Raw genomic sequence first — 18,315 nt, 5'->3', positions numbered from 1 at the left:
AGGGTCTAATCACCTGAGATAGTTCACATCTGCCAATTTATAATAGGGGAGGTGACGGGCAGATTCAGGAACGCGGTATCACTCCGGCTTGATACCAAGGGCAACGCAATAGCCGTAGTAAGCATGCTCCCCTGCCTTATGGTAGATCTCTACAATGTCCATTTTCTTGCGCCGGTCGAGAGCAAAGCGGGATCCGGTCCGCTGCAGGCGTAAATAGGCCTTGGGACAAGCATCGAGTTTGACGGTCTCACGCAGTCGCGGAAACTCCTCAGTGGACATTTCCTGCGAGTAGCCATCACGCCCCATGAACATCACAAAGACCTTCCGGTGCGCGTTGATGAAGCGCTCGTCGCTGAGGAAGTCAGGGGGCGATGTCTCTGTCATGGGGTTCTCCAGTTTGGCAGGCACAACAAAAAAGCCGCCCCGAAATGGAGCGGCTTGTGGTTGAGGCGGAGCAATCCGCAATTGTGAGAGGTCTCAGACCTCCTGCAGGTTGGCCGCAGACTCTTTGCCAGTCCGACGGTCCTGCTCGATCTCGTAGGAGATCTTCTGGCCGTCCTTAAGACCGCGGAGGCCTGCGCGCTCCACTGCGGAAATATGAACGAACACGTCCTTGCCGCCATTGTCCGGCTGAATGAAGCCGTAACCCTTGGTTTCGTTAAACCACTTAACCGTCCCAGTCGCCATTCTCGTCTCTAGTCCCTTGTAATTCCCCTCCGGCAGAGCGCCTTGCTCCACCCTCCGGTGACCGATCCGTCACGCGAAGGAGGCTAGTTGGGCAGGGCAACCGTGGCAACAAAGTGGCGGAAGGGTAGTTAATGGCAGGAACGGGCCATTAGAGTTGCCTCCAGGCGGTCTGGACCTATCTCCGAGATCTGGGTGTGAGCCGGCTAAGGACTGTGCCGTCATCAGTATGTCACCGATCCTTGGAAGACCAGTATCCCAGACAAGCAGACAAAACTACTGGAGGAAACATGAAGACCCTGTTCCTGGCAGCTATCCTCGCCTCTATGCCGGCGATGGTCTCTGCAGCCGACGTGAAGCCTCTTGCTCAAGCCCATGCTCACAACGACTACGAGCATCAGCGGCCGCTGCTCGATGCCCTCGACCATGGCTTTACCGGCGTCGAGGCTGACATTTGGCTTGTGGACGGCAAGCTGTTGGTGGCGCACGAAGAGGCGCATATCAAGCCGGAGAGGACCCTGGAGGCGCTATATCTGGCCCCCCTGAAGAAGCGCATCACCGAGAATGGTGGCAGGGTCTATCCGGGGAGCGAGGGATTCACGCTCCTGATCGATATCAAGACCGAAGGCGAGCCGACCTACAAAGCTTTGGCCGAGGTGCTTGCCAAATATGCGGACATTCTGACGGTCGTTCGGGACGGCAAGGTTCAGGCTGGAGCCGTTACTGCGGTCGTGTCCGGCAACCGCCCGAAAGACTCCATGCTCTCAGAGAAGGTTCGCTATGCCGGGTACGATGGCCGCATGCCTGATCTGACCTCCGACATGCCCGCGTCCTTCATGCCGCTTCTGAGCGACAACTGGACCAAGGTGTTCACCTGGAAGGGCGACGGAGAGATGCCCTCGGCCGAGAAGGCCAAATTGCAGGACATTGTGAAGACGGCCCATGGCAAGGGCTGGACCATTCGGTTCTGGTCGACACCCGACCAGCCGGGTCCGCAACGTGACGCAATCTGGAAAGAGCTGAAGGCGGCCGACGTCGACAAGATCAACACCGACGATCTTGCAGGCCTGCAGACTTTCCTGAGCAAGTAACCCGATAAGCGACCGAGATGCGCGCGTGGTGAACGTGCATCTCAGTTGTTCCAGGCCCGTGGGTTAAGCAGTGGGCTGGATATGGCTTCAAGAATGTCGGTATCCATCGGTTTCGACGCCGATGAACATCCCGTGCCAGGTGCCGCCGAAAATGTTGTCGAACGAAATGTGCCGGAACCGCTTCCGAAATTCTCGATAAGTTGGGCTTCCGTCGGCTGAGCGTTGGAACAGTTGGTGGATCGCCTTCATCTGAGCACGAGTGGGACGAGCGCGTTTCATGTTTTCCCTCTTCTAAGCGGTTGAGGATGGATTAGTCGGCGAGGATACCAGCGGCCCACAGGACGGCTTTCGCTTGGTCCGTGAAAAGGAAGTCGACCTTCTGCTCCTCCGTCATGAGTCCCCATGCGGCGCGGAACAGGTCCTGAAGGTCGCCAACCTCATGGTCACCTTCAGAATCCTCACCATGCACGAAGGCAGCATGTGTGAAGGTGTCGGCATCCTTCACGTCGGCGAGCGTGAATGGGCGCTTGGAGTCGTCTCGTTCCGTGAGCACCGGCTCGAAGCACTTCCTGGCCGGGAGCCCATCGCCCTCGTCGAACACATTGACGATCTTGCCCTCGATGGCGACGGTGAATGCGATCCCCTGAGATCCCTCGAGGCGCTCAATGCGATCAATGATCGCTACGGCGCCGATCGGGAACGTGAGCTCGTTGTCATCGGGGTCCAAGCCGCTGGTTTCGACCAGCATCTGAACCACGTCGTCTTTCTTGAACCCGAAGGCTTCGGGTAGTTCCTGGGTCATTTAAGGCGTCCTCGATTGCTGTTTCTGGGGTTTTCCGGATTGGCAGTGCGCCAAGCAAAAGGGCCGTCATCTTTCGATGACAGCCCTCTTAGTCGGCTCGAGTTGGCTCGATAACCCTTTGCTTACCATACCGGCCACTCGTCGGTCCGGGAGCCGAACCGCTGGGCAGGCGCGTCGTTAACCACGAGGACTAGCTCAGTGAGGTTGCGTACATGACACCGATCCTGTCCCCTTGGAGCCGCCCAGCCCCGGCTAAAGCTCACCGTCCGAAGAATCTGCGCCAGCGCGTTCTCGTGGTCGAAGATGAGTTGATCATCGGCGAGATTGCGGCTGAAGCCCTGACCGAGGCCGGCTTCGAGGTGTTTACCGCAGCGAGCGCCGAAGAAGCCGAGGTGATCTTGGCCGACGTTTCCGTGGACGTCCTCTTTACCGACATCAATCTCGGAGGCCGAGATGGATTTGATCTGGCGGCATCAGCTTTGACGCTCCAACCGCTTCTGTCGATTGTCTTTACGTCCGGTCGCCCCCGCGCCTGTCACGGGATGTGTGCATCTGCGGGTGTCCCGTTTCTTCCAAAGCCTTATCGGCTGCCGGAAATGATCGGGTTGATCGAGCGCGTGGTGAAGCGCGATCCTCCTCAGTGAGCCGGGAGCGGGGCTGATCAGACGTTTGTCGGCGCAGTAACCAGCCGACGCTTGGTCTTAGCTCTGGCCTTGAGAAGCAAAGCTTTGATGTGCTGTTTGACCTCTGGTTCATTGACAGCGAGCTGGGCTACGATGTCACTTGTTGGGACCCCGCCGGCTATAAGCCGGAGAACAAGAGCTTCCTGCATTGACAGCGCAGGCTTTGACCCTCTTCTATTCTCGTTGGCGGCGGGATGGGCCTCTGGCTCAACCAGGTTCTGCGTTCTCTTTGCCCCCATGTTCTCCCCCTGAGCCGCGGAATATGCTCCCAGCCTTTTACAGGATTATAAAGGAACAGACTTGGCTGAGTAGCTCACAGACTTTGCACTTTGGCTCATGGGCCAGTCCCATAAGGGGTATTCTTTAGCAGGCGAATAACAAAGGAAGGTTGTTCTAGCCGATCAGGGCCCACTTGCCGCCGATCGGCAGGTTCATCGTGACCTTCTCGTGGGCGTAAAAGAGGGTCTTGGATTCTTGGTCGACCCAGCCATCGTCGTTGGACCAGAAATCGCCAGCATCGTTGACGATCGCCCAGGTGGTTTTGTCGGCAAGGGCCTCCTGGTGGTCGCTGATCCGCTTGAACTCGACCGGAGCATTCTCCTTGAGCCAATTCAGGACGCTCTGATGATAGGCGCTACCGCTCTGGGCCTGGCCCCAGACATGAACCCACGCCGCAGCATCGCCCGTGAAAATCCCGGCGTCATCGATGCGCTCCAGGCGGGCGGTTTCAGTTTCGAGGCCGCTGCATTCCGCAATCCACCAGCCCTCGCTTTCGGCCTGTGCCAGATCCGGCCGGCTGGCCCAACTCGAGGCACGGGCGGGTGCTGGCGCGGCTGAATCCGACGGCAATGCAGCGGGCTTCACCTCGATCCCTTCGGCAACGCAGAGTTCTTCCCAGTCGCCGTAGTATTCGATGCGGTCATCCTGACCCTCGACCTGCAGGACGAAGGCCTCGTCGTGTTCGTCCTGGGCTGAAACCTGCGACCATCCCGCAGCCCGGGCGGCTGCCTCGTATGCACTGTCGGCTGGTTCGGCTTCCGTGAACAGGGTCCAATCTTCTTTGAGGGCCTCGGCGCCGGAGCCATAGGTATAAACGCTAATACCCTCATCCTGACGTCTGATGAGAAGGGTCAGCCCTTCGGCTTGGACCGTGACTTGATCGCCGGTCTTCAGCAGATTGGCTTGTGTGTTGAGCGTGATATCAGTCTGCATCGAGGACCTGTCGTTCAAGCTGCTTGCGGAAGGGTTTCGTAGAAGAAGGGGGCTCCGGTTTCCGCATCGTCGCGGGCTTGGCGTGTGACGGCGCACCGGATGTTATGCAGAGCTGGGAAGTAGGATCCTGCATCTGGCCACCGGCGACCGTTCGGAGCGACGAGGGCGAACCCGTGCCCTTTGGCATCGACCTCGACATCAAAGCCGTCAGGCAGAAGGCCTAGGGTACCTTCTTTCAGAAGGTCGGGCTTTCCGTGCTCGGAACACTTGCCATCGCCCCATTGACCGTTCCCTTCGATAATCAAGGCGGCATTGTATGGGTCGGTCTTGAGCTTCTTCAGCGCGAGGAGTGCACCGGTTGCGGGCTGCGGGCCATCTTCCCCTGGTTCGGGCAATCTATAGGTCGTCGCCGGGATCGGCAGCTTGCCCTTGTGCTGTTTGCGTCGCTCGGTGAGCAGGGCCAGGAAGGTTTCTTCTGAGGATCCTTTGCGGCTGCTGCAGCCGGACATGAAGCCGGTTTCGCTGATGAACGGCTTGCCCGGGTCGATGGCGTAGAAGCACATCCATCGGTCGGGAGTGCAGATGGCACGGATGCCGTCGATTTCGAGAATCCGAGGGGTCTTGTCCTCGACACCTTCTAAGCGGTCAGCCCACGGTTTGGATTGAGCGTCTCCGGAAGGAGGCTCGATCGGATTCCTGTAGGCAAATACTGCGTCCTTAACTGCTTCTTTCACAGCCTCGGGCATCGTTGGCTGCGGGGAGAACAAGGCATCGAAGTCGAACGCCATCTGGCTGGCGCCGGGAGAGTTTCGGGACATGAGATGATCCGTGTCGACGAGGGTGCTAAAAGGGGCTACGCGGCCGTGACGGCAAACCGGAGCGGGCCGTCGGGAATGACTCTGCCGCCCTTGTGCTGAGTGGCGATCTGCTTGGCCTGAAGGCTACACCTCAGGCCTTTCAGGACTAGGCACGTTCCATCCGGAAGGCGGTCGCCTGGCTTAGTCTTCCTCCAGGTGGGATGCTCGCCGGCAATCGATTGAGCTTCAGCGGAGCGCCTGTAGAGCGTTTCGACGATGGCACGGAATCGGCTCTTGTCGATGTCTTTCCCGTAAACAGAGGACCGGCAAATATTGGCGTCCGCGGTCAAGTGAGAGGGATCATGGCCGACATCCGCTAGGATCCGCAGCTTCGGCTCAAGGGTCTTCGATGATGCTGCGCCAAGGAAATGGACGCGGCTGGGCCTTGATTGCCGAATGAAGTCCCGGAGTTCGTCGGGTGTAACCGCCTTCTCATTCGATGGAATTCCGACCACCCATCTGTCGCTGTCCAGAATCTCAACAATTCTGGCGTATGCCTGAGCGAGTGTCAGGTCGCCGACCTGGATCGGGATAATCGGGATAGACTGATCCTGGTTGATCTCTTCCAGAATCCAGGACCGGTACCGCTCCACCAGAGCGATGCTGACGCTCTGATTTCCTACTACATCCGGCATTACGAATAGAGGACGAGGGTAGTCAGGCTCGTCGGGTGTGGCCGACCCGTCGATGCCGCTGTCACCATTGAGGAAGTAGGCGATTGTCGCCTTAATGCACTCATATCGCTGCCAAACTCGGGTGAAGTCCACTGTCGGGCATCCGGCGAGGAGTCTTTCGGTCTCATCTGAAAAGAGGTCGCAGATTATGGGTTGAGGCCGCGAAGCACCTTTGAGGGAGCGTTTGAACTCACTGAAAGCACCAGAGTCCACGAAGATCTGGGTTTTGTGCAGAATGACCGCTTCGGCGATTGCCTCGATGGCAGTGCTCGACAGTTCTCCTGCTTCAACGCCGATCCCGCGGCTCTTCAGATTCTTCCAGACGAACGCTCCCGCTTCCAGATCGCCGATGCGGCTCATCCCAGATGCGAAAATGACTAAGTAGGTCGCCAAAAGTCCTGCAACAGCGTTCTGAGCCAGAAGCGTTTGGACAGCATGCCGGCCTTGCGGCGCGCCTGCTGCGGCGTCAGCCTCAGAACCCACTCAGCGGCCTCGGCGGCCAGAGCATCGATGGACGCGGCCTGCCGGTTGGCCGCTACCAGTCGCTTGAGCTCGCGCCAGAGCTGATCCATCGGGCTCAGTTCGGGCGCCTGCCGGGGCAACCACACGAACCGGATGCGCAGCCGGGCGGCCAGGGCTTGGGTCTGCGGGGCGGTGTGGGCGCTGGCCCGATCCGTCAGCAGCCAGAGCCAGCCGGCGCCCCGGTAGCGGCGCCGCAACGCGCGCAGGAACGCCTGGGCATCGGCCTGACCGGCGCGGGTGCGGATCAGCACCACCCGGCGAGCGGTCCGTAGATCAATCGCCCCGAACAGCACCCGCTTGGCATTGCGCCCGGTGATCGGCACGAGAGCCTGGGTGCCCTTGAGCGCCCAGGTGGCGCGCAGCGGCGGAAACAGCCGCAGCAGGGACCAGTCGAGGCACAGCAGCCGATCTCCCCCGTGCCGGCCGGCTTTCAGACGTCGGGTGATCCCCCCTTTTTCTGCGCCAGATGCGCCGCGCGCGCGACATAGACATAGCGCGGCCGCTTCCAGCGATAGCCGGCCTCGTGCAGGCGGCGCCGCAGCGTGCGCGGGCTGACCGCGAGGCCCTTGGCGGCCAGGTCGTGGGCCAGCAGCGGCACCGTCCAGCTCGTGGCCTGATAGCCGCAGCGGCGCGGATCGCGCGCCAGGGCGGCGGCCAGGCGCTGCGGCGTGAGCCTCGGCTGACGGCGGGGACGTCCGCTGCGCGGCCGGTCGATCAGGGCCGTGGTCTCATGTTCGGCCCGGTACTGGACGAGCCAGCGATGCACACTGGAGCGGTTGACCCGGCAGCGGCGGGCTGCCTCGGCCACGGGATGCCCCTCGGCCACCAGCAGCAGCGCCTCGAGGCGGCGATACACACGAGCCTCGCGGGCGCCAGCCAGCGCGGCAGCCAGCCGCGTGCGATCCGCCTCATCGAGCCACGTCTCGGGAGAGTGATCATGGTGTTGCATGCTCCCCAGCAAACACCCGAGGCTCTCGCGTTGCAAGTCTTATGGCGACCTACTTAGCTTCTGCTTCAAAACCTCCAACAGGGCTTCGGTCGTGAGAGCAACCTGATTGTCATTGACGGGAGGAATAAGCGGTGCTGCATCAACCCCGAAGATCGGAGACTGAACCGCAGGCGTTACGACAACAGGATCTGCGATGAAGAGATCGAAGTCGAAGGTTGTCTGAAGGACGGTAGCAGAAATCCGGGGCATCGATAGCCTAGTGTGAATGAGGGATGGGGCAGGCCCCTACCAGGAGCCGCGCGTGATCACGCGGCGAGCCGCATCGATCCACTCTTGATCGCCGTACCCGTGGTAACCGCCAATCACTTGGGCCCCAGCCGGCGCGGTGGCTTCCTTTTCAAGAAGTTTGATCTGGTCGCCGTAGCGATTGAGGAGCCGCTCATCATAGAACACCGAGGCCTCGCCTTGCGTGACGCTCATCCGGTGGCGCTCGATCCTTACCTTGGAAGGATCGAAATCGGGCAGAGGACGCTTGGTGTCGTTGATTACCTCGGCCCAGGCCTCTGTTGCCGTGTAGCGGCCGACGACAGTGCCTGAGGCGTCCTTGATCGTGTGCCGCCCGTCGGCGCCGGTTAGAGCATCCCGCTTATGAGACAGCCCGCGGGCAGCGAGGGCCTCATTCAGGGTCGGCTCACCAATCAACTCGACTTCGAGATCGTCGCCAGCATTCCGGACGCGGAATTTGTAACCTTCATGTGCGAACTCAACCCAAGGATCGACTTCGGTTCGGAGCTCAGCATCGAACACGGCCTGAGTGGCTTTTGCCCGAACTGTCTCGCGGCCCTGGGGACCGAGACGGTCATGCAGCTTTGCCCGCAGCATCAGGAAGGGGTTGTCGGATCGACTGGCGATCTGTTCTTGGAACATGGTCTATAACTCCTGGCGGCACGTAGCTCAGTCGATGGAGGAGAGTTGCGAGGTGTCGACGCCAAGGTCATGGAGGCGCGCATCCAGGGATTGAAGCCGGGTCTGGAATCTCCCGCGCAGGGCAGTGAAAACGGCTTGGAGATCATCGCTGGTCTCGATCACAAGCTCACACGTCTGATTGGTCGCATCAGGCGTGAAGATCTGAACTCTGGAACCAACGGTGAGCGATGCGGCGATTTCGTCGTGATGGGCAATAATGGCTCCGCGCTGCGCCAGTGCGTCGGCGGCGGATTGAACATGTCGGGGCGTCATGAAAGCACCTCGTTCGAAAGAGGAGTAGGACGGTTCAGTGCTCGAAAACCGGAAGAACGTTCGGATCCGGATCAGCCTCGTTGTCGTAGAGAACGTAATCGGCGCCGAGCTCACGGGCCTTCTTCATGGCGTCGACGATCTCTGGCGGGCACTTGGGATAGGCCTTTAGGTCCGCCTCGTGTGGGGCATAGACCAGCCAGCCGTGCTGGGTGACCCCGCCCGAGAACGGCAACTCGTCGTTCTCAAGCGTATTCAGATGTGCAACCGTTTCTGGCCGAAGGTGCGCGGTGGACAGGTCCAAAAAGGCGCGCAGCGGGTATTCCACCGCTGGTTTGAACACAGGGTAGGTCATGGAGATTTCCTGGGGTTTTGAATTGTCGCTCTCAGCCAATCAGGGTTTTGGGAGATGCAGACCTTCGCTGAGGAACGTTCAACTCAGCGGAAATGAAAAGGCGAGGGGTGTTTTCCACTCCCTCGCCTGATAGTCACGTTGGCTACATGGAAGCGCCACCCGATCAGGTGACCGACCCGAAGCTCAGTAATCCACGAAGTTTTCGTACTTGCCGCTAATCGGAAACGGCACGCCGCAAGGACGGGTTGAGGTTTTGCTGACCGCTACAGTGGCAGGCCCTGCCAGGGCGATCTCGATCGGCTTGCCATCCGGGAATGCGCCTTTGAGCCGCTTACCGTCCCGCGCCAGCTGCGCGGTGACTTTGCAGAGGGTCTTGCGGGTAATGAGACCGTCTGGGCTGCGACCCTGCTGTTCCGCCTCGAAGACAACAGTGTACGACTTCCCGCCGGCGACTGGATCGATTTCCAAGCTGCACGATACATTCTTTGCGCAGACATCGTCATTGCCTCCATACCCGCCTGCGAACGGATCTCTTGCCATAGCAGGGGAGGTCGCGATGGTAAGAGCGGCCAAAGCGAGGCCAAACTTCAACTTCATGATTTACACCTTTGATCGTCGTGCAGCGAATTAAACCGACTGCAGCGAGCTTATTGAAGACCTCATGTGAATTGTCGAGGGATGGCGAGCAGCAATCGGTGGACAAGGGATTACTGTTGCGGGCGAAAGGTAGATCTACCTACCGAAATCTCGTCAAATCGCCTCAAGCCACTCCGCCTCAATGCCGAGGCCCATGACCGTTGTTGGCCAAAAGTCTCCGATTTCCTCGCCATGGGAGAAGGTCTGCACATATCCTGGGTCGGACCCAGGACCTTGGTTTTGCCCAAGGAAGGTGATTTCCGCGCCAACGGGCAGCTCGACCTGTTTCATTATCATGCCTCCGCTTGGATGCGGTTCCCAGCGTCCCAAATGGGACCCTTCTTTGGAAACCCGGTACCGGGCTCCCTTCTTAAGGTCGAGCCTTTGTGGCTTCGGCGGAGCGGGCGCGGGCTTGGGCGGAGAGACGAATGTCGTGTCGAAACCTCGGACGATCTCAGTGATCGTCTCGGCAGTCAGTGACTGGAGGTCGCCGCTCTGGACCGGGTTCGGAGACGTCTCAAGCTCACCCCCCTGGAACTGTGGCAGCCCGGTACAGGGCGTAGAATGTCCCATCGTCCCGGTTGAGCGTGATCACAACGGCTTGGTCATTGTTGAGCCAGCGGTCGAAATCCTCATAGGGCCGATAGTTGTGATAGTTCGAGAAGCCAGCGGCCTTCAGAACGGCACGGGCATTATTGAGATGGTCTTCAAGCATTCTCGCCGTCTCCCTCGTCCGTCGCGCCCCCGGTACTCCAGTCACCATCCGGATCAAATTGGTCCAGAGCGTCGGGGCATGGCTGCCCCTCAAAGGCCGGATTGAATGGTGCGCAGGTGCCAGCAAAGGCTACACCCTCGGCGGAGGCATCACCGGCAATCACCCCGAGCTTATCCGCGATGGCAGCGGCCATAGTCGAACCGATGGTTTCGAGTTCACCCGCCCAGATGTCAGCTTGCGGAAGGCCGATTTCCTTGGCGCAGTCGAGCATTTCGTCGAGGTTCAAGAGTTTGGTCATTCGCTGATCTCCGTGTCACTAGGGCCGATGAGGCTGGGTTCTTCGATGTCTCCCTCAAAGATGGGCATCAGGAGATACCGGGAATCGCCTCCAAGCTTTGCTATAGCGGCGACCGCATAGGCGGGGGTCATGATCTGAAACGACGTGAGGTTGAGAGGGTCCTCGTCGTCGCCTTGGATGTTGTGCCCGGACGGATCAGCGAGTTGAAACCCAAGCATCCTGCGACCAGAGCCCGGGGCCGGAGCGCCAAAAGGCGGCGTTGCAGTCGTGCTCACAGGGTCAGCCCTTCTCGCTTGGCGGCCTGGAGTGCTCTCGAAGCTCGTTTGATTGGATGGTCATCAGGCAGGCGGGTACATCTCGCAGCGCCGCCGAGCTGGTCGGCAGCCCAAAGTCGCAGCATCGCCAGTGTCTCGACCAAACCCTGCGCCGTCTCACGCGAGCACGGGCTCCCGGTGGCAAACTCCTCAGATAGGCGGAACGGAATGGGGCCCTGGAGTACCGGATCCAATTCAAACTTGTTGTCCGACAGTTTGCCGCCAGGACGGATACCGGCAACGAAGCTGGCACTGGGATCCCACGATTCGAGTTTGTAGCGTTCAACCCGTCGGCCGTCGGCTAGACGGATAGCGCTCTCCCCCGCCTTCAGGGGAGTTTCTGCCTTCGTCACGAGTGTCTGGACCCTCCAGGCATCATAGAAGGCGACGGTGACCGTAAATGTCTCCATAGGAGCGCCTCCTGGCGCGAGAGGAATTCCCTGGAATTTCAGGGGTTTTGAGGAGGATTGATCCAGATTTGGATGGCTCTTCAGGGAAGGTGTGAGGCCTTTTACCAAACCGATCGGCTTTCCCCTTTTTTAATTCGGCTTCGCCCGTTTTATTGCAGACAGGGGCGGGGCGATCGGATAACAGCGGCCTATCGAACACCAGGAGTTTCGCAAATCATGAACAATCATCTGAAGGGTTTCGCCGCTGCAATCGCGCTTGCTCTTGCCAGCACTTCCTCGATGGCCGCTGATCTTTCTGCCCCGTCGTTCTCGTCCATTCTGCCGTCCGCTGTTCAGAGTCTGAAGCCGGGTTTCGTGTGGACCGGTGTCTATGTCGGCGGCAATGCGGGCCTGGCGTATGGCGAGAGTCAGGGCCAATTCGGCAGCGACACCGCGGTGTCGGAGCTCGGCGGCTGGGTTCGTCCCAAGGACGATTTCCAGACCTTTATCGGCGGCGCCCAGGCTGGCTACAACTGGCAGACGGGTCTGCTCGTGTTCGGCATCGAAGGCGACATCAGCTACCTCGATGACGTGAAGGCCTTGTCCATGCCGCGGACGGTTGAGGGCACGGGGTATACTGTCAACGGAACGGTGACGGTCCAGAACAGCCTTGAGTGGTTAGGCACCGTGCGCGGCCGCCTTGGCGTGGCGGCGGATCGGTTCTTCGTTTACGGAACTGGTGGCTTGGCCTTCGGCGACGTGAAGAACAGCGCTCTCGTTGAGGGTACGGTGACGACTGGCCGCGTGGTGACTCCTCTCGAGCCCATTAGCGGCAATGGTGATGAGACCCGCACTGGCTGGACGGTTGGCGCAGGCACTGAATATGCCATTACGAACAATCTGACGGGCAAGTTCGAGTATCTCTACTACAATCTCGGCACGTCGAAGTATGATGTCGGAGCCGCGGGCGAGGTCGCTGATTACCATGTTCGCAGCGACAACACCGGCAACGTCGTTCGTGCCGGCGTGAACTTCAAATGGTGAGTTGCCGTCACTTCATGATGGTGAAAGGAGGCCGGGCATTACGCTCGGCCTTTTTCTTGATAAACGCAATTCCAGCCACGCGGGCGCCTCGACGATGCTTCCCCTTTTTGCCACCACCATTTTCTTGTCTTCCTTCCTGCTCTTCGGTGTGCAGCCGATGTTCACCAAGATGGTGCTCCCGATCTTGGGGGGCTCTCCGTCGGTCTGGTCCGTCGCTATGGTTTTTTTCCAGGCTCTGCTGCTGGCAGGCTATGCCTATGCAAACCTGCTGGTGACGCGGATGCGCCGGGGCGTTGCTGTCGCGGTCCATGTGAAATTGCTGGCCCTGGCTATGGCAGGGCTTCCGATTACGGTCATCGCATTCGGAAACCCGGAGCCGTCAGGCGCGACTGCGTTCTGGCTACTGGGCGTGTTCGCTGCGTCGGTCGGGCTGCCGTTCTTCGCCTTGTCGGCAAATGGCCCGTTGCTCCAGGCGTGGTTTGGCCAGGTCGGGGACAAGCAATCTGCGGATCCGTACTTCCTTTATGCCGCCTCGAACGCAGGGTCTTTCCTCGCCCTTCTGTCTTATCCCCTCCTGATCGAGCCGTGGCTGCGGCTGGGCGAGCAAAGCCTTCTCTGGGCATCGCTCTATGGCCTGCTGGCAGCGGGCGTCACCCTTTGTGGCTTTTACCTGATCCGCCGGGGACGAGTGATTAGCGGGATTGTCGCCACGGATGACATTGAGGGAGCCACAGTGGGATGGTCGGACCGTCTGGCATGGATGGCCATTGCCCTGGTGCCGTCCGGTCTGCTGGTCGCCGTCACGGCCCATATTGCGACCGATGTGGCTTCTGCCCCCTTCCTTTGGGTCCTGCCCTTGGCCCTGTTCCTGCTGACTTTCATCATGACCTTCCGCGAGAGGTCGTTCGCCTCGTCGGGAAAGTTGAAGGCAGTTCAGGTCTGGGGGATCGCCTTCGTTTTCTTGATGCTGCTGAAAGGTGCGGAGACACTGGCCCTGGCGGGGCTCCACCTAGGGGTTTTCTTCATCAGCGCTTTTATCGCTCATCGAGCTCTCTACGAGCGTCGCCCCACGGCCCGGAACCTGACCTCGTTTTATGTCTGGATGTCCGCCGGTGGGGTGCTGGGTGGCGTATTCAGCGGCCTGCTGGCGCCATTCCTGTTCTCCGGGGTTCTTGAGTACCCAATCCTCCTGGTGGCCGCTCTCTTCGTCGGGCGGAAGGTTGCTTGGAGGGAGCTCACCTTTAAGGAGGCTTATCCGGGTATCGCTGCAGCTATCCTGCTGGTGGGATGTGGCGTTTTGCTCCTTTTGGTCGATCGGCTGAGCGAAACAATCCTGTTCATCACAGGGGTGTTGCTGATCATCCTCCTGATCCTCACCTGGCGAAAAGCCGTCGGTGCGGTCCTTGTTGGAACTGCCTGCGCTCTTACCGTGACGGTTCTGTCGGATCTGGTGGTTGGGACAACCTCATACCGGTCGTTCTTTGGCGTCAATAAGGTCTATGAGTCTCCGGACGGGCAGTTCCGGTACATTCGCCACGGCAGCACGATCCATGGGGCGATGAGGCTTCGGACTTCGGACGGCAAGCCAGTAGCCGGCCGGCCCCAGCCCCTGACCTATTACGCTTCGGCTGGATCGAACGTCCTTGGAATCGAGGCGGTTCGACGTGCCCAGGGGGGACAGCTAAATCGCGTCGCAGCGGTCGGGCTGGGAAGCGGCAGCATTGCCTGTTCGATCAAGGCGGGAGAGGATTGGACCTTCTTCGAGATCGACCCAGTGGTGACGGAGATTGCGACCGATCCGTCCCAATTCGCGTTCATGGCGAAATGTGCGCCCAATTCGAGGATCGTCCATGGCGATGCAAGGCTTACGCTGCAAAAAGAGACCAATCGTTTTGACCTCGTCTTTTTGGACGCCTTCTCGTCGGACTCGATCCCGGCTCATCTGATCACTGTCGAGGCAATCCGCTCCTATCTGGATCGGATGAGCCCGAATGGCGTGGTCGTGATGCACATTTCCAACCGGCACCTGGACCTGCGAGCAATCGTTGCACGAGCTGCGGCCGAGGCGGGCCTGGTTACCTATGCCGGTGCGACGAAGGCCAGTGGGGAGGCGACTGGAGCGAGTATTACGCTCGCGATCGGCCATAGGGGCGAGGATTTGGGAGCCATCGCCCAGACGTGGAAACTGATTCAGCCGGACTTGTCCCGGGCACCCTGGACAGACGATTACTCGAACATTCTTGAAGGGATCAAAGACAAGTGGTTCGGGCCAGGGATGGATGATGTCTTGATCCAATCTGGGCAAACCGTCGAAGCATCTAACTGACGCCCGGGATTGCCAAGCCCCTTATAAAAATGGGCGGCGGTCATAGCGACCGCCGCCTTTTCACGTTCTTGGTCAGGCGTCCGACATTGGACCCGCTGCACTATGCGGTTTGGGCAATCTCCAGAACCCGCCCGCATGCATCCAAGTCGAACCAGTCGTTTTCGTCCCGGATGCGCGATTCCATATCGATCCAGAAGACTTGGCCATTACAAACCTGTTTGATGGCTGGGAGAGCACGGGAGAGGGACTCGGGGCCCAGGCCGCCAGCGAAACCGCACACTTTCCCATCGACGGGCGGTGACCATTGTGACGTCTCGATCCCTCGTCCGCCTGAGGCGTCAAAGAGAACCTGGTGGTTCGGTGCTTTGATTGAGAGCGAAACCCCTGCGTTGGCCCGATGCTCCTGGGTGATCACCGGAATGGAAATGGAATGGATAGCTGAATCCAGGTCCGTGAGCGCAAATTTCGATCTCCGAAATGCGAAATTCAGTTGGATCCTGGAAACATTGGGATGAACGGCAAGGCGAAAAGCATCCTGGTTCAATCCCTTAGCCTTCCCGGAAATTGCCGCTTCGATGAATTCTGGCACTGCCCTTCCGCAGAGGTGAATGGCCCATCGTATTGGACCGGCGTCGAGCATGTTCAGAATGGACGGCAGCCTTGGGAACCTGTTCTGGAGTCCTGAACGTTCGGGGGAAAAGAGGATCGCGAATTCTGCTCTTGGGAAACTAGCCGAAAGACTGGCGACCTGTGAGAGATCTGTCTGTTGATCGACGCCTGTCAGGGTGCAAGAGATGAGGGGCATGGCGCTTGTCCTTCTGGCGTCGATCACCTGCTTCTTGGGAGCGGTTGAGACGCTGGGGATTTGGTAAGTGTTTTGAACAAGCAGGTGGGATAGGCATGGAAAAGAAATACAAAGGATGCGTCCTGAAGGGGACGACAATCCGTGGGAAGCCGGAAGTGGCGATCCTGCAGGGCAAGGACCGCCTCGGTATTGTGGATGGTGAGACGCTGGATGAGGCGTTCGGGTTCGCTCAGGCGTTTGTTGATGCCAGGCAGAGCGGCGAGGCCCAGAAGCGGAGAATGCCATGGGTCGGTACGACAGAGCAGTACCTCCGCTACTTCAAATCCAATCCGCTCCGGCCGTACGAGGTCAGTATGCTTAAAGCGAACGCCGCTGAGCCGCTAACGGCTACGCAGATTGCCGCGGCAGCGGGCTATGACGTCTTCAGAACAACGAATAGTCTGTACGGCAAATTGGGCGCCCGGGTCGGGAGAGCGATCGGATTGGAGTTCGACCGATACAAGGACGGCCGCGAGTTTTATATGAGCGCCTTAGTGAAAGAGCTTGGCGATAAAGAGCTGGAGACGGGGCACATGCGCTTTGAGATGCATCCGGAACTTGCCGATGCACTTAAGGAACTCGGGATTGCCTAAGAGGCATGTATAAATTCATCGCAGGGGTTCAATACTGAAATGAGACTGCTTCTGACCATCATGATCCTTGTCGGGATGTCCCTTGGGGCTGGCGCGCAATCGCCTACTCGTCTCCCTGGCAAGCCCATCGCAAAACCATTGCCGGACTGGTGCCAGCACGGCGAGTGCATGACCCCGACGATTGAGTATTCCGAACCGATCTTGTTCCACTCGGCTGGGGTGCTTTTCCGTATCGAGGGTGAAACCTGGTCCCACTCAATGCAGAATCCGAAGAAGAAGACCCGGGCGCCAGGGACGAGCAGGACCTTCGTGTTCTGCTCAAAGCAGGTGCCGGCCGTCATTACACCCTTTGAGGGCAAGTATCTCGTCGACTTCCTGACCCTGGATGATGAAGGCCGCTACGGTCACGCCAACGAGATCTCGATGGCTCAATACTTTGCCGTGTGTCACGGCCGCATCTTCGATTCCATGATGACAGGGGCCGCCGAGTTTGCGCGGACGTTGGGCTATAAGGTTCAGGATCGGGTTGAGCAGCCAACGATCGACCGGCCCGAGGGGATTCTCCAGTTTCTGCCGAAGTCTGCCCGTTAGTGTTGAACGACAGACCTCCTGAGACAAAACGGCGGGTTTCGAGATTCGGGGGTAGAGTCGGATACGAATCCTTGGAGGCGCCGCACGAGACGGACGTGCCCCTAAGCATCGACCCGTACCTGGCGGCCACGCGCTACGAATGGGATGCAGATCTTCATCGACACTACTGAATAGCCATTGATCGGCTTCACGAGATGCTTTCAATCACTTCGACCGGTCATTATGGTCGCAAAAGTTTATCGGCCTCGCGTTTTGGTCTTAGGAGTGTCATGTTCAAGTTGACTGCGTCCCGCGCGAGGATGCTCTGCCTTATGGTGTGCTTCCTCGTGATCGGCAATCCAGCGTTCGCTATCGTGAACGGTACCGACTTGAGTAAGGACCCTCTTGGCTCTGCCCAAAGGTTCCTCGTTACCGTCAGAGGGTACGTAAACAACCACACCACCACCCATAAACTATGCCTGGGGGCCGCGATCGCAAAGGATGTCATCATCACTGCGGGACACTGTCTTAGGGACGTGAAGGGGGTGGAAGTCGAGTTCATAACCAGCCTTTCTCCGCTCGCGGGCGAGGTCATCGCTGCCAAGTCGTGGAGGGTTCATCCACTGATGAATGCCGTTCTTGGGGATGTCGCTAGGGTGGAGACAGACCGCTACCACGATATCGCGGTCATATTGCTGGCCTCACGCTCGAAGTACGCCGTTCCTGTCACTGCCGCTCCAAGAGACTTCGTGCCGGATAGTTTTGCCAAAAACGCGCCTACCTTTTACAACTTTGGGCATATCCGTGACAGCCTCTATGTCCAGCAACCTGGTTACCAATTCGCCACATTGGATCTCGTTATTCGCCATCAGAACGCGCCACACTGGTATAGAGTCTCCCTCCCAAAAGGGGTTCTGATTTGTGAGGGAGACTCGGGTTCTCCGATCACAATCTCCGCCGCGGACGAAAAAGTGGAGGGGAAGAATAATCATTACCTTGTTGGAATCCAGGTTACCGGCGCTCTGTCTGGATGGATGCCGAACGACCTGCAAGCCGCCATCGCCCATTGGGGCAGCCCAAGCGAAATTCCTAAATGTGCGCGTGCTACGACCTTTGTAGACATCGCCGGTCATGCTGATTGGATTGACGAGAAGCTTGCGGAAATGGATCCGGCACGACCGCGTCGTGTGCGCTTCAAGGGAGATAAAGATCAGCCAGAAGAAGCATCGGCTTCCGAGACGGTAACATCCGGCGCTAGGACGTCGGATCTGAAGCAAAAAAGCTGCGTCGTTCACGATGCCGAAGATACGGGTGTGAGTGTTCGAAACTCTCCGAATGGCAAGATCGCAACCCGACTTAAGAACGGTAGGGCTGTGGCGATAACTTCCACTGCAAACGATGCGAAGGGACGTCCGTGGCATCTTGTCCAGGGGCAGCACGAAGGTCGAGCGCAAAAATTGGGATACGTTTTTGGGGAATTGGTCGTGTGCCGTTGACCTTCGAATGGGTTTCAGTATCCAG

The 18,315-nt window shown here is 59.0% G+C and carries 26 protein-coding genes; 7 read left to right on the top strand and 19 right to left on the bottom strand.

The genetic code is table 11. The features are described from left to right. Positions 1–78 precede the first annotated feature (78 nt). Positions 79–384 (bottom strand): hypothetical protein, encoded by a 306-nt coding sequence (locus tag OCW50_RS15900; protein WP_262267117.1) that lies wholly within the window; start codon positions 382–384, stop codon positions 79–81. A 93-nt stretch (positions 385–477) separates the two neighbouring features. Beyond that, the gene (locus OCW50_RS15895) at positions 478–687 is read right to left on the bottom strand and encodes a cold-shock protein (RefSeq protein ID WP_262267116.1); all 210 of its coding nucleotides are present in this window, start codon (positions 685–687) and stop codon (positions 478–480) included. 287 nt (positions 688–974) lie between these two features. Between OCW50_RS15895 and OCW50_RS15890 the strand changes: the two genes are divergently transcribed. Next, entirely contained in the window at positions 975–1,775 is an 801-nt protein-coding gene (locus OCW50_RS15890) for a phosphatidylinositol-specific phospholipase C/glycerophosphodiester phosphodiesterase family protein (RefSeq protein WP_262267115.1), read from the top strand. A gap of 310 nt (positions 1,776–2,085) precedes the next feature. Here OCW50_RS15890 and OCW50_RS15885 read toward each other — a convergent pair whose 3' ends face one another. Further along, positions 2,086–2,577 carry a hypothetical protein gene (locus tag OCW50_RS15885; RefSeq protein ID WP_262267114.1) on the bottom strand — a complete coding sequence of 164 codons (492 nt, stop codon included), beginning with the start codon at positions 2,575–2,577 and terminating at the stop codon, positions 2,086–2,088. A 212-nt stretch (positions 2,578–2,789) separates the two neighbouring features. Here OCW50_RS15885 and OCW50_RS15880 point away from each other — a divergent pair, with 212 nt between their 5' ends. After that, positions 2,790–3,221, top strand: coding sequence for a response regulator (locus OCW50_RS15880; protein ID WP_262267113.1), 432 nt, complete (start codon positions 2,790–2,792; stop codon positions 3,219–3,221). Between the two features lie 17 nt (positions 3,222–3,238). Here OCW50_RS15880 and OCW50_RS15875 read toward each other — a convergent pair whose 3' ends face one another. The 15 genes from OCW50_RS15875 to OCW50_RS15805 all read right to left on the bottom strand — a co-directional run bounded on the left by OCW50_RS15875 (position 3,239) and on the right by OCW50_RS15805 (position 11,438). Continuing rightward, positions 3,239–3,499, bottom strand: a complete 261-nt coding sequence (locus OCW50_RS15875; RefSeq protein ID WP_262267112.1) for a helix-turn-helix transcriptional regulator — start codon at positions 3,497–3,499, stop codon at positions 3,239–3,241. A gap of 154 nt (positions 3,500–3,653) precedes the next feature. Further along, the gene (locus tag OCW50_RS15870; RefSeq protein ID WP_262267111.1) at positions 3,654–4,472 is read right to left on the bottom strand and encodes a hypothetical protein; all 819 of its coding nucleotides are present in this window, start codon (positions 4,470–4,472) and stop codon (positions 3,654–3,656) included. A 14-nt stretch (positions 4,473–4,486) separates the two neighbouring features. Then, a complete protein-coding gene (locus tag OCW50_RS15865; RefSeq protein ID WP_262298189.1) occupies positions 4,487–5,290 on the bottom strand; it encodes a hypothetical protein in 804 nt (267 codons plus the stop codon). 35 nt (positions 5,291–5,325) lie between these two features. Continuing rightward, positions 5,326–6,396 (bottom strand): hypothetical protein, encoded by a 1,071-nt coding sequence (locus tag OCW50_RS15860; protein WP_262267109.1) that lies wholly within the window; start codon positions 6,394–6,396, stop codon positions 5,326–5,328. After that, the gene (locus OCW50_RS15855; protein ID WP_262267140.1) at positions 6,381–6,926 is read right to left on the bottom strand and encodes a transposase; all 546 of its coding nucleotides are present in this window, start codon (positions 6,924–6,926) and stop codon (positions 6,381–6,383) included. Before OCW50_RS15855 ends, OCW50_RS15860 begins: the two co-directional genes overlap by 16 nt. A gap of 29 nt (positions 6,927–6,955) precedes the next feature. Continuing rightward, positions 6,956–7,474, bottom strand: a complete 519-nt coding sequence (locus OCW50_RS15850; protein WP_262267108.1) for a helix-turn-helix domain-containing protein — start codon at positions 7,472–7,474, stop codon at positions 6,956–6,958. Positions 7,475–7,759: 285 nt separating this feature from the next. Further along, complete coding sequence (locus OCW50_RS15845) at positions 7,760–8,401, bottom strand: hypothetical protein (protein WP_262267107.1); 642 nt, start codon at positions 8,399–8,401, stop codon at positions 7,760–7,762. Positions 8,402–8,428: 27 nt separating this feature from the next. After that, positions 8,429–8,713, bottom strand: coding sequence for a hypothetical protein (locus tag OCW50_RS15840; RefSeq protein ID WP_262267106.1), 285 nt, complete (start codon positions 8,711–8,713; stop codon positions 8,429–8,431). Positions 8,714–8,747: 34 nt separating this feature from the next. After that, positions 8,748–9,065: a DUF5983 family protein gene (locus tag OCW50_RS15835; protein ID WP_262267105.1), complete on the bottom strand. Its 318-nt coding sequence runs from the start codon at positions 9,063–9,065 to the stop codon at positions 8,748–8,750. A gap of 183 nt (positions 9,066–9,248) precedes the next feature. Then, positions 9,249–9,662, bottom strand: a complete 414-nt coding sequence (locus OCW50_RS15830) for a hypothetical protein (protein ID WP_262267104.1) — start codon at positions 9,660–9,662, stop codon at positions 9,249–9,251. 153 nt (positions 9,663–9,815) lie between these two features. Then, positions 9,816–9,992, bottom strand: a complete 177-nt coding sequence (locus OCW50_RS15825) for a hypothetical protein (protein WP_262298188.1) — start codon at positions 9,990–9,992, stop codon at positions 9,816–9,818. Between the two features lie 232 nt (positions 9,993–10,224). Beyond that, a complete protein-coding gene (locus OCW50_RS15820; RefSeq protein ID WP_262298187.1) occupies positions 10,225–10,416 on the bottom strand; it encodes a hypothetical protein in 192 nt (63 codons plus the stop codon). Then, positions 10,409–10,714 carry a hypothetical protein gene (locus OCW50_RS15815; protein WP_262267102.1) on the bottom strand — a complete coding sequence of 102 codons (306 nt, stop codon included), beginning with the start codon at positions 10,712–10,714 and terminating at the stop codon, positions 10,409–10,411. The genes OCW50_RS15820 and OCW50_RS15815 overlap by 8 nt, the downstream gene beginning before the upstream one ends. Continuing rightward, a complete protein-coding gene (locus tag OCW50_RS15810; RefSeq protein ID WP_262298186.1) occupies positions 10,711–10,989 on the bottom strand; it encodes a hypothetical protein in 279 nt (92 codons plus the stop codon). Before OCW50_RS15810 ends, OCW50_RS15815 begins: the two co-directional genes overlap by 4 nt. Further along, positions 10,986–11,438: a hypothetical protein gene (locus OCW50_RS15805; RefSeq protein WP_262267101.1), complete on the bottom strand. Its 453-nt coding sequence runs from the start codon at positions 11,436–11,438 to the stop codon at positions 10,986–10,988. Before OCW50_RS15805 ends, OCW50_RS15810 begins: the two co-directional genes overlap by 4 nt. 216 nt (positions 11,439–11,654) lie before the next feature. Between OCW50_RS15805 and OCW50_RS15800 the strand changes: the two genes are divergently transcribed. Beyond that, positions 11,655–12,461, top strand: a complete 807-nt coding sequence (locus tag OCW50_RS15800) for an outer membrane protein (RefSeq protein WP_262267100.1) — start codon at positions 11,655–11,657, stop codon at positions 12,459–12,461. A 1-nt stretch (position 12,462) separates the two neighbouring features. Next, the gene (locus tag OCW50_RS15795; protein WP_262267099.1) at positions 12,463–14,787 is read left to right on the top strand and encodes a fused MFS/spermidine synthase; all 2,325 of its coding nucleotides are present in this window, start codon (positions 12,463–12,465) and stop codon (positions 14,785–14,787) included. A 100-nt stretch (positions 14,788–14,887) separates the two neighbouring features. On the opposite strand, the gene OCW50_RS15790 is transcribed toward OCW50_RS15795, so the two are convergent. Next, positions 14,888–15,592: a hypothetical protein gene (locus OCW50_RS15790; protein ID WP_262298185.1), complete on the bottom strand. Its 705-nt coding sequence runs from the start codon at positions 15,590–15,592 to the stop codon at positions 14,888–14,890. A gap of 95 nt (positions 15,593–15,687) precedes the next feature. Here OCW50_RS15790 and OCW50_RS15785 point away from each other — a divergent pair, with 95 nt between their 5' ends. The 3 genes from OCW50_RS15785 to OCW50_RS15775 all read left to right on the top strand — a co-directional run bounded on the left by OCW50_RS15785 (position 15,688) and on the right by OCW50_RS15775 (position 18,290). Next, entirely contained in the window at positions 15,688–16,224 is a 537-nt protein-coding gene (locus tag OCW50_RS15785; RefSeq protein WP_262267097.1) for a hypothetical protein, read from the top strand. 39 nt (positions 16,225–16,263) lie between these two features. Next, on the top strand, positions 16,264–16,815 hold the full coding sequence (locus OCW50_RS15780; RefSeq protein ID WP_262298184.1) for a hypothetical protein: 552 nt from the start codon (positions 16,264–16,266) through the stop codon (positions 16,813–16,815). A gap of 269 nt (positions 16,816–17,084) precedes the next feature. After that, the gene (locus OCW50_RS15775) at positions 17,085–18,290 is read left to right on the top strand and encodes a trypsin-like serine peptidase (RefSeq protein ID WP_262298183.1); all 1,206 of its coding nucleotides are present in this window, start codon (positions 17,085–17,087) and stop codon (positions 18,288–18,290) included. Positions 18,291–18,315 lie beyond the last annotated feature (25 nt).

The sequence above is a fragment of the Microvirga sesbaniae genome (assembly GCF_025460805.1).
Lineage (GTDB): Bacteria > Pseudomonadota > Alphaproteobacteria > Rhizobiales > Beijerinckiaceae > Microvirga > Microvirga sesbaniae.
Note: the sequence above shows the minus strand (reverse complement) of the source record. Positions and strands in the feature narration are given on the sequence as shown.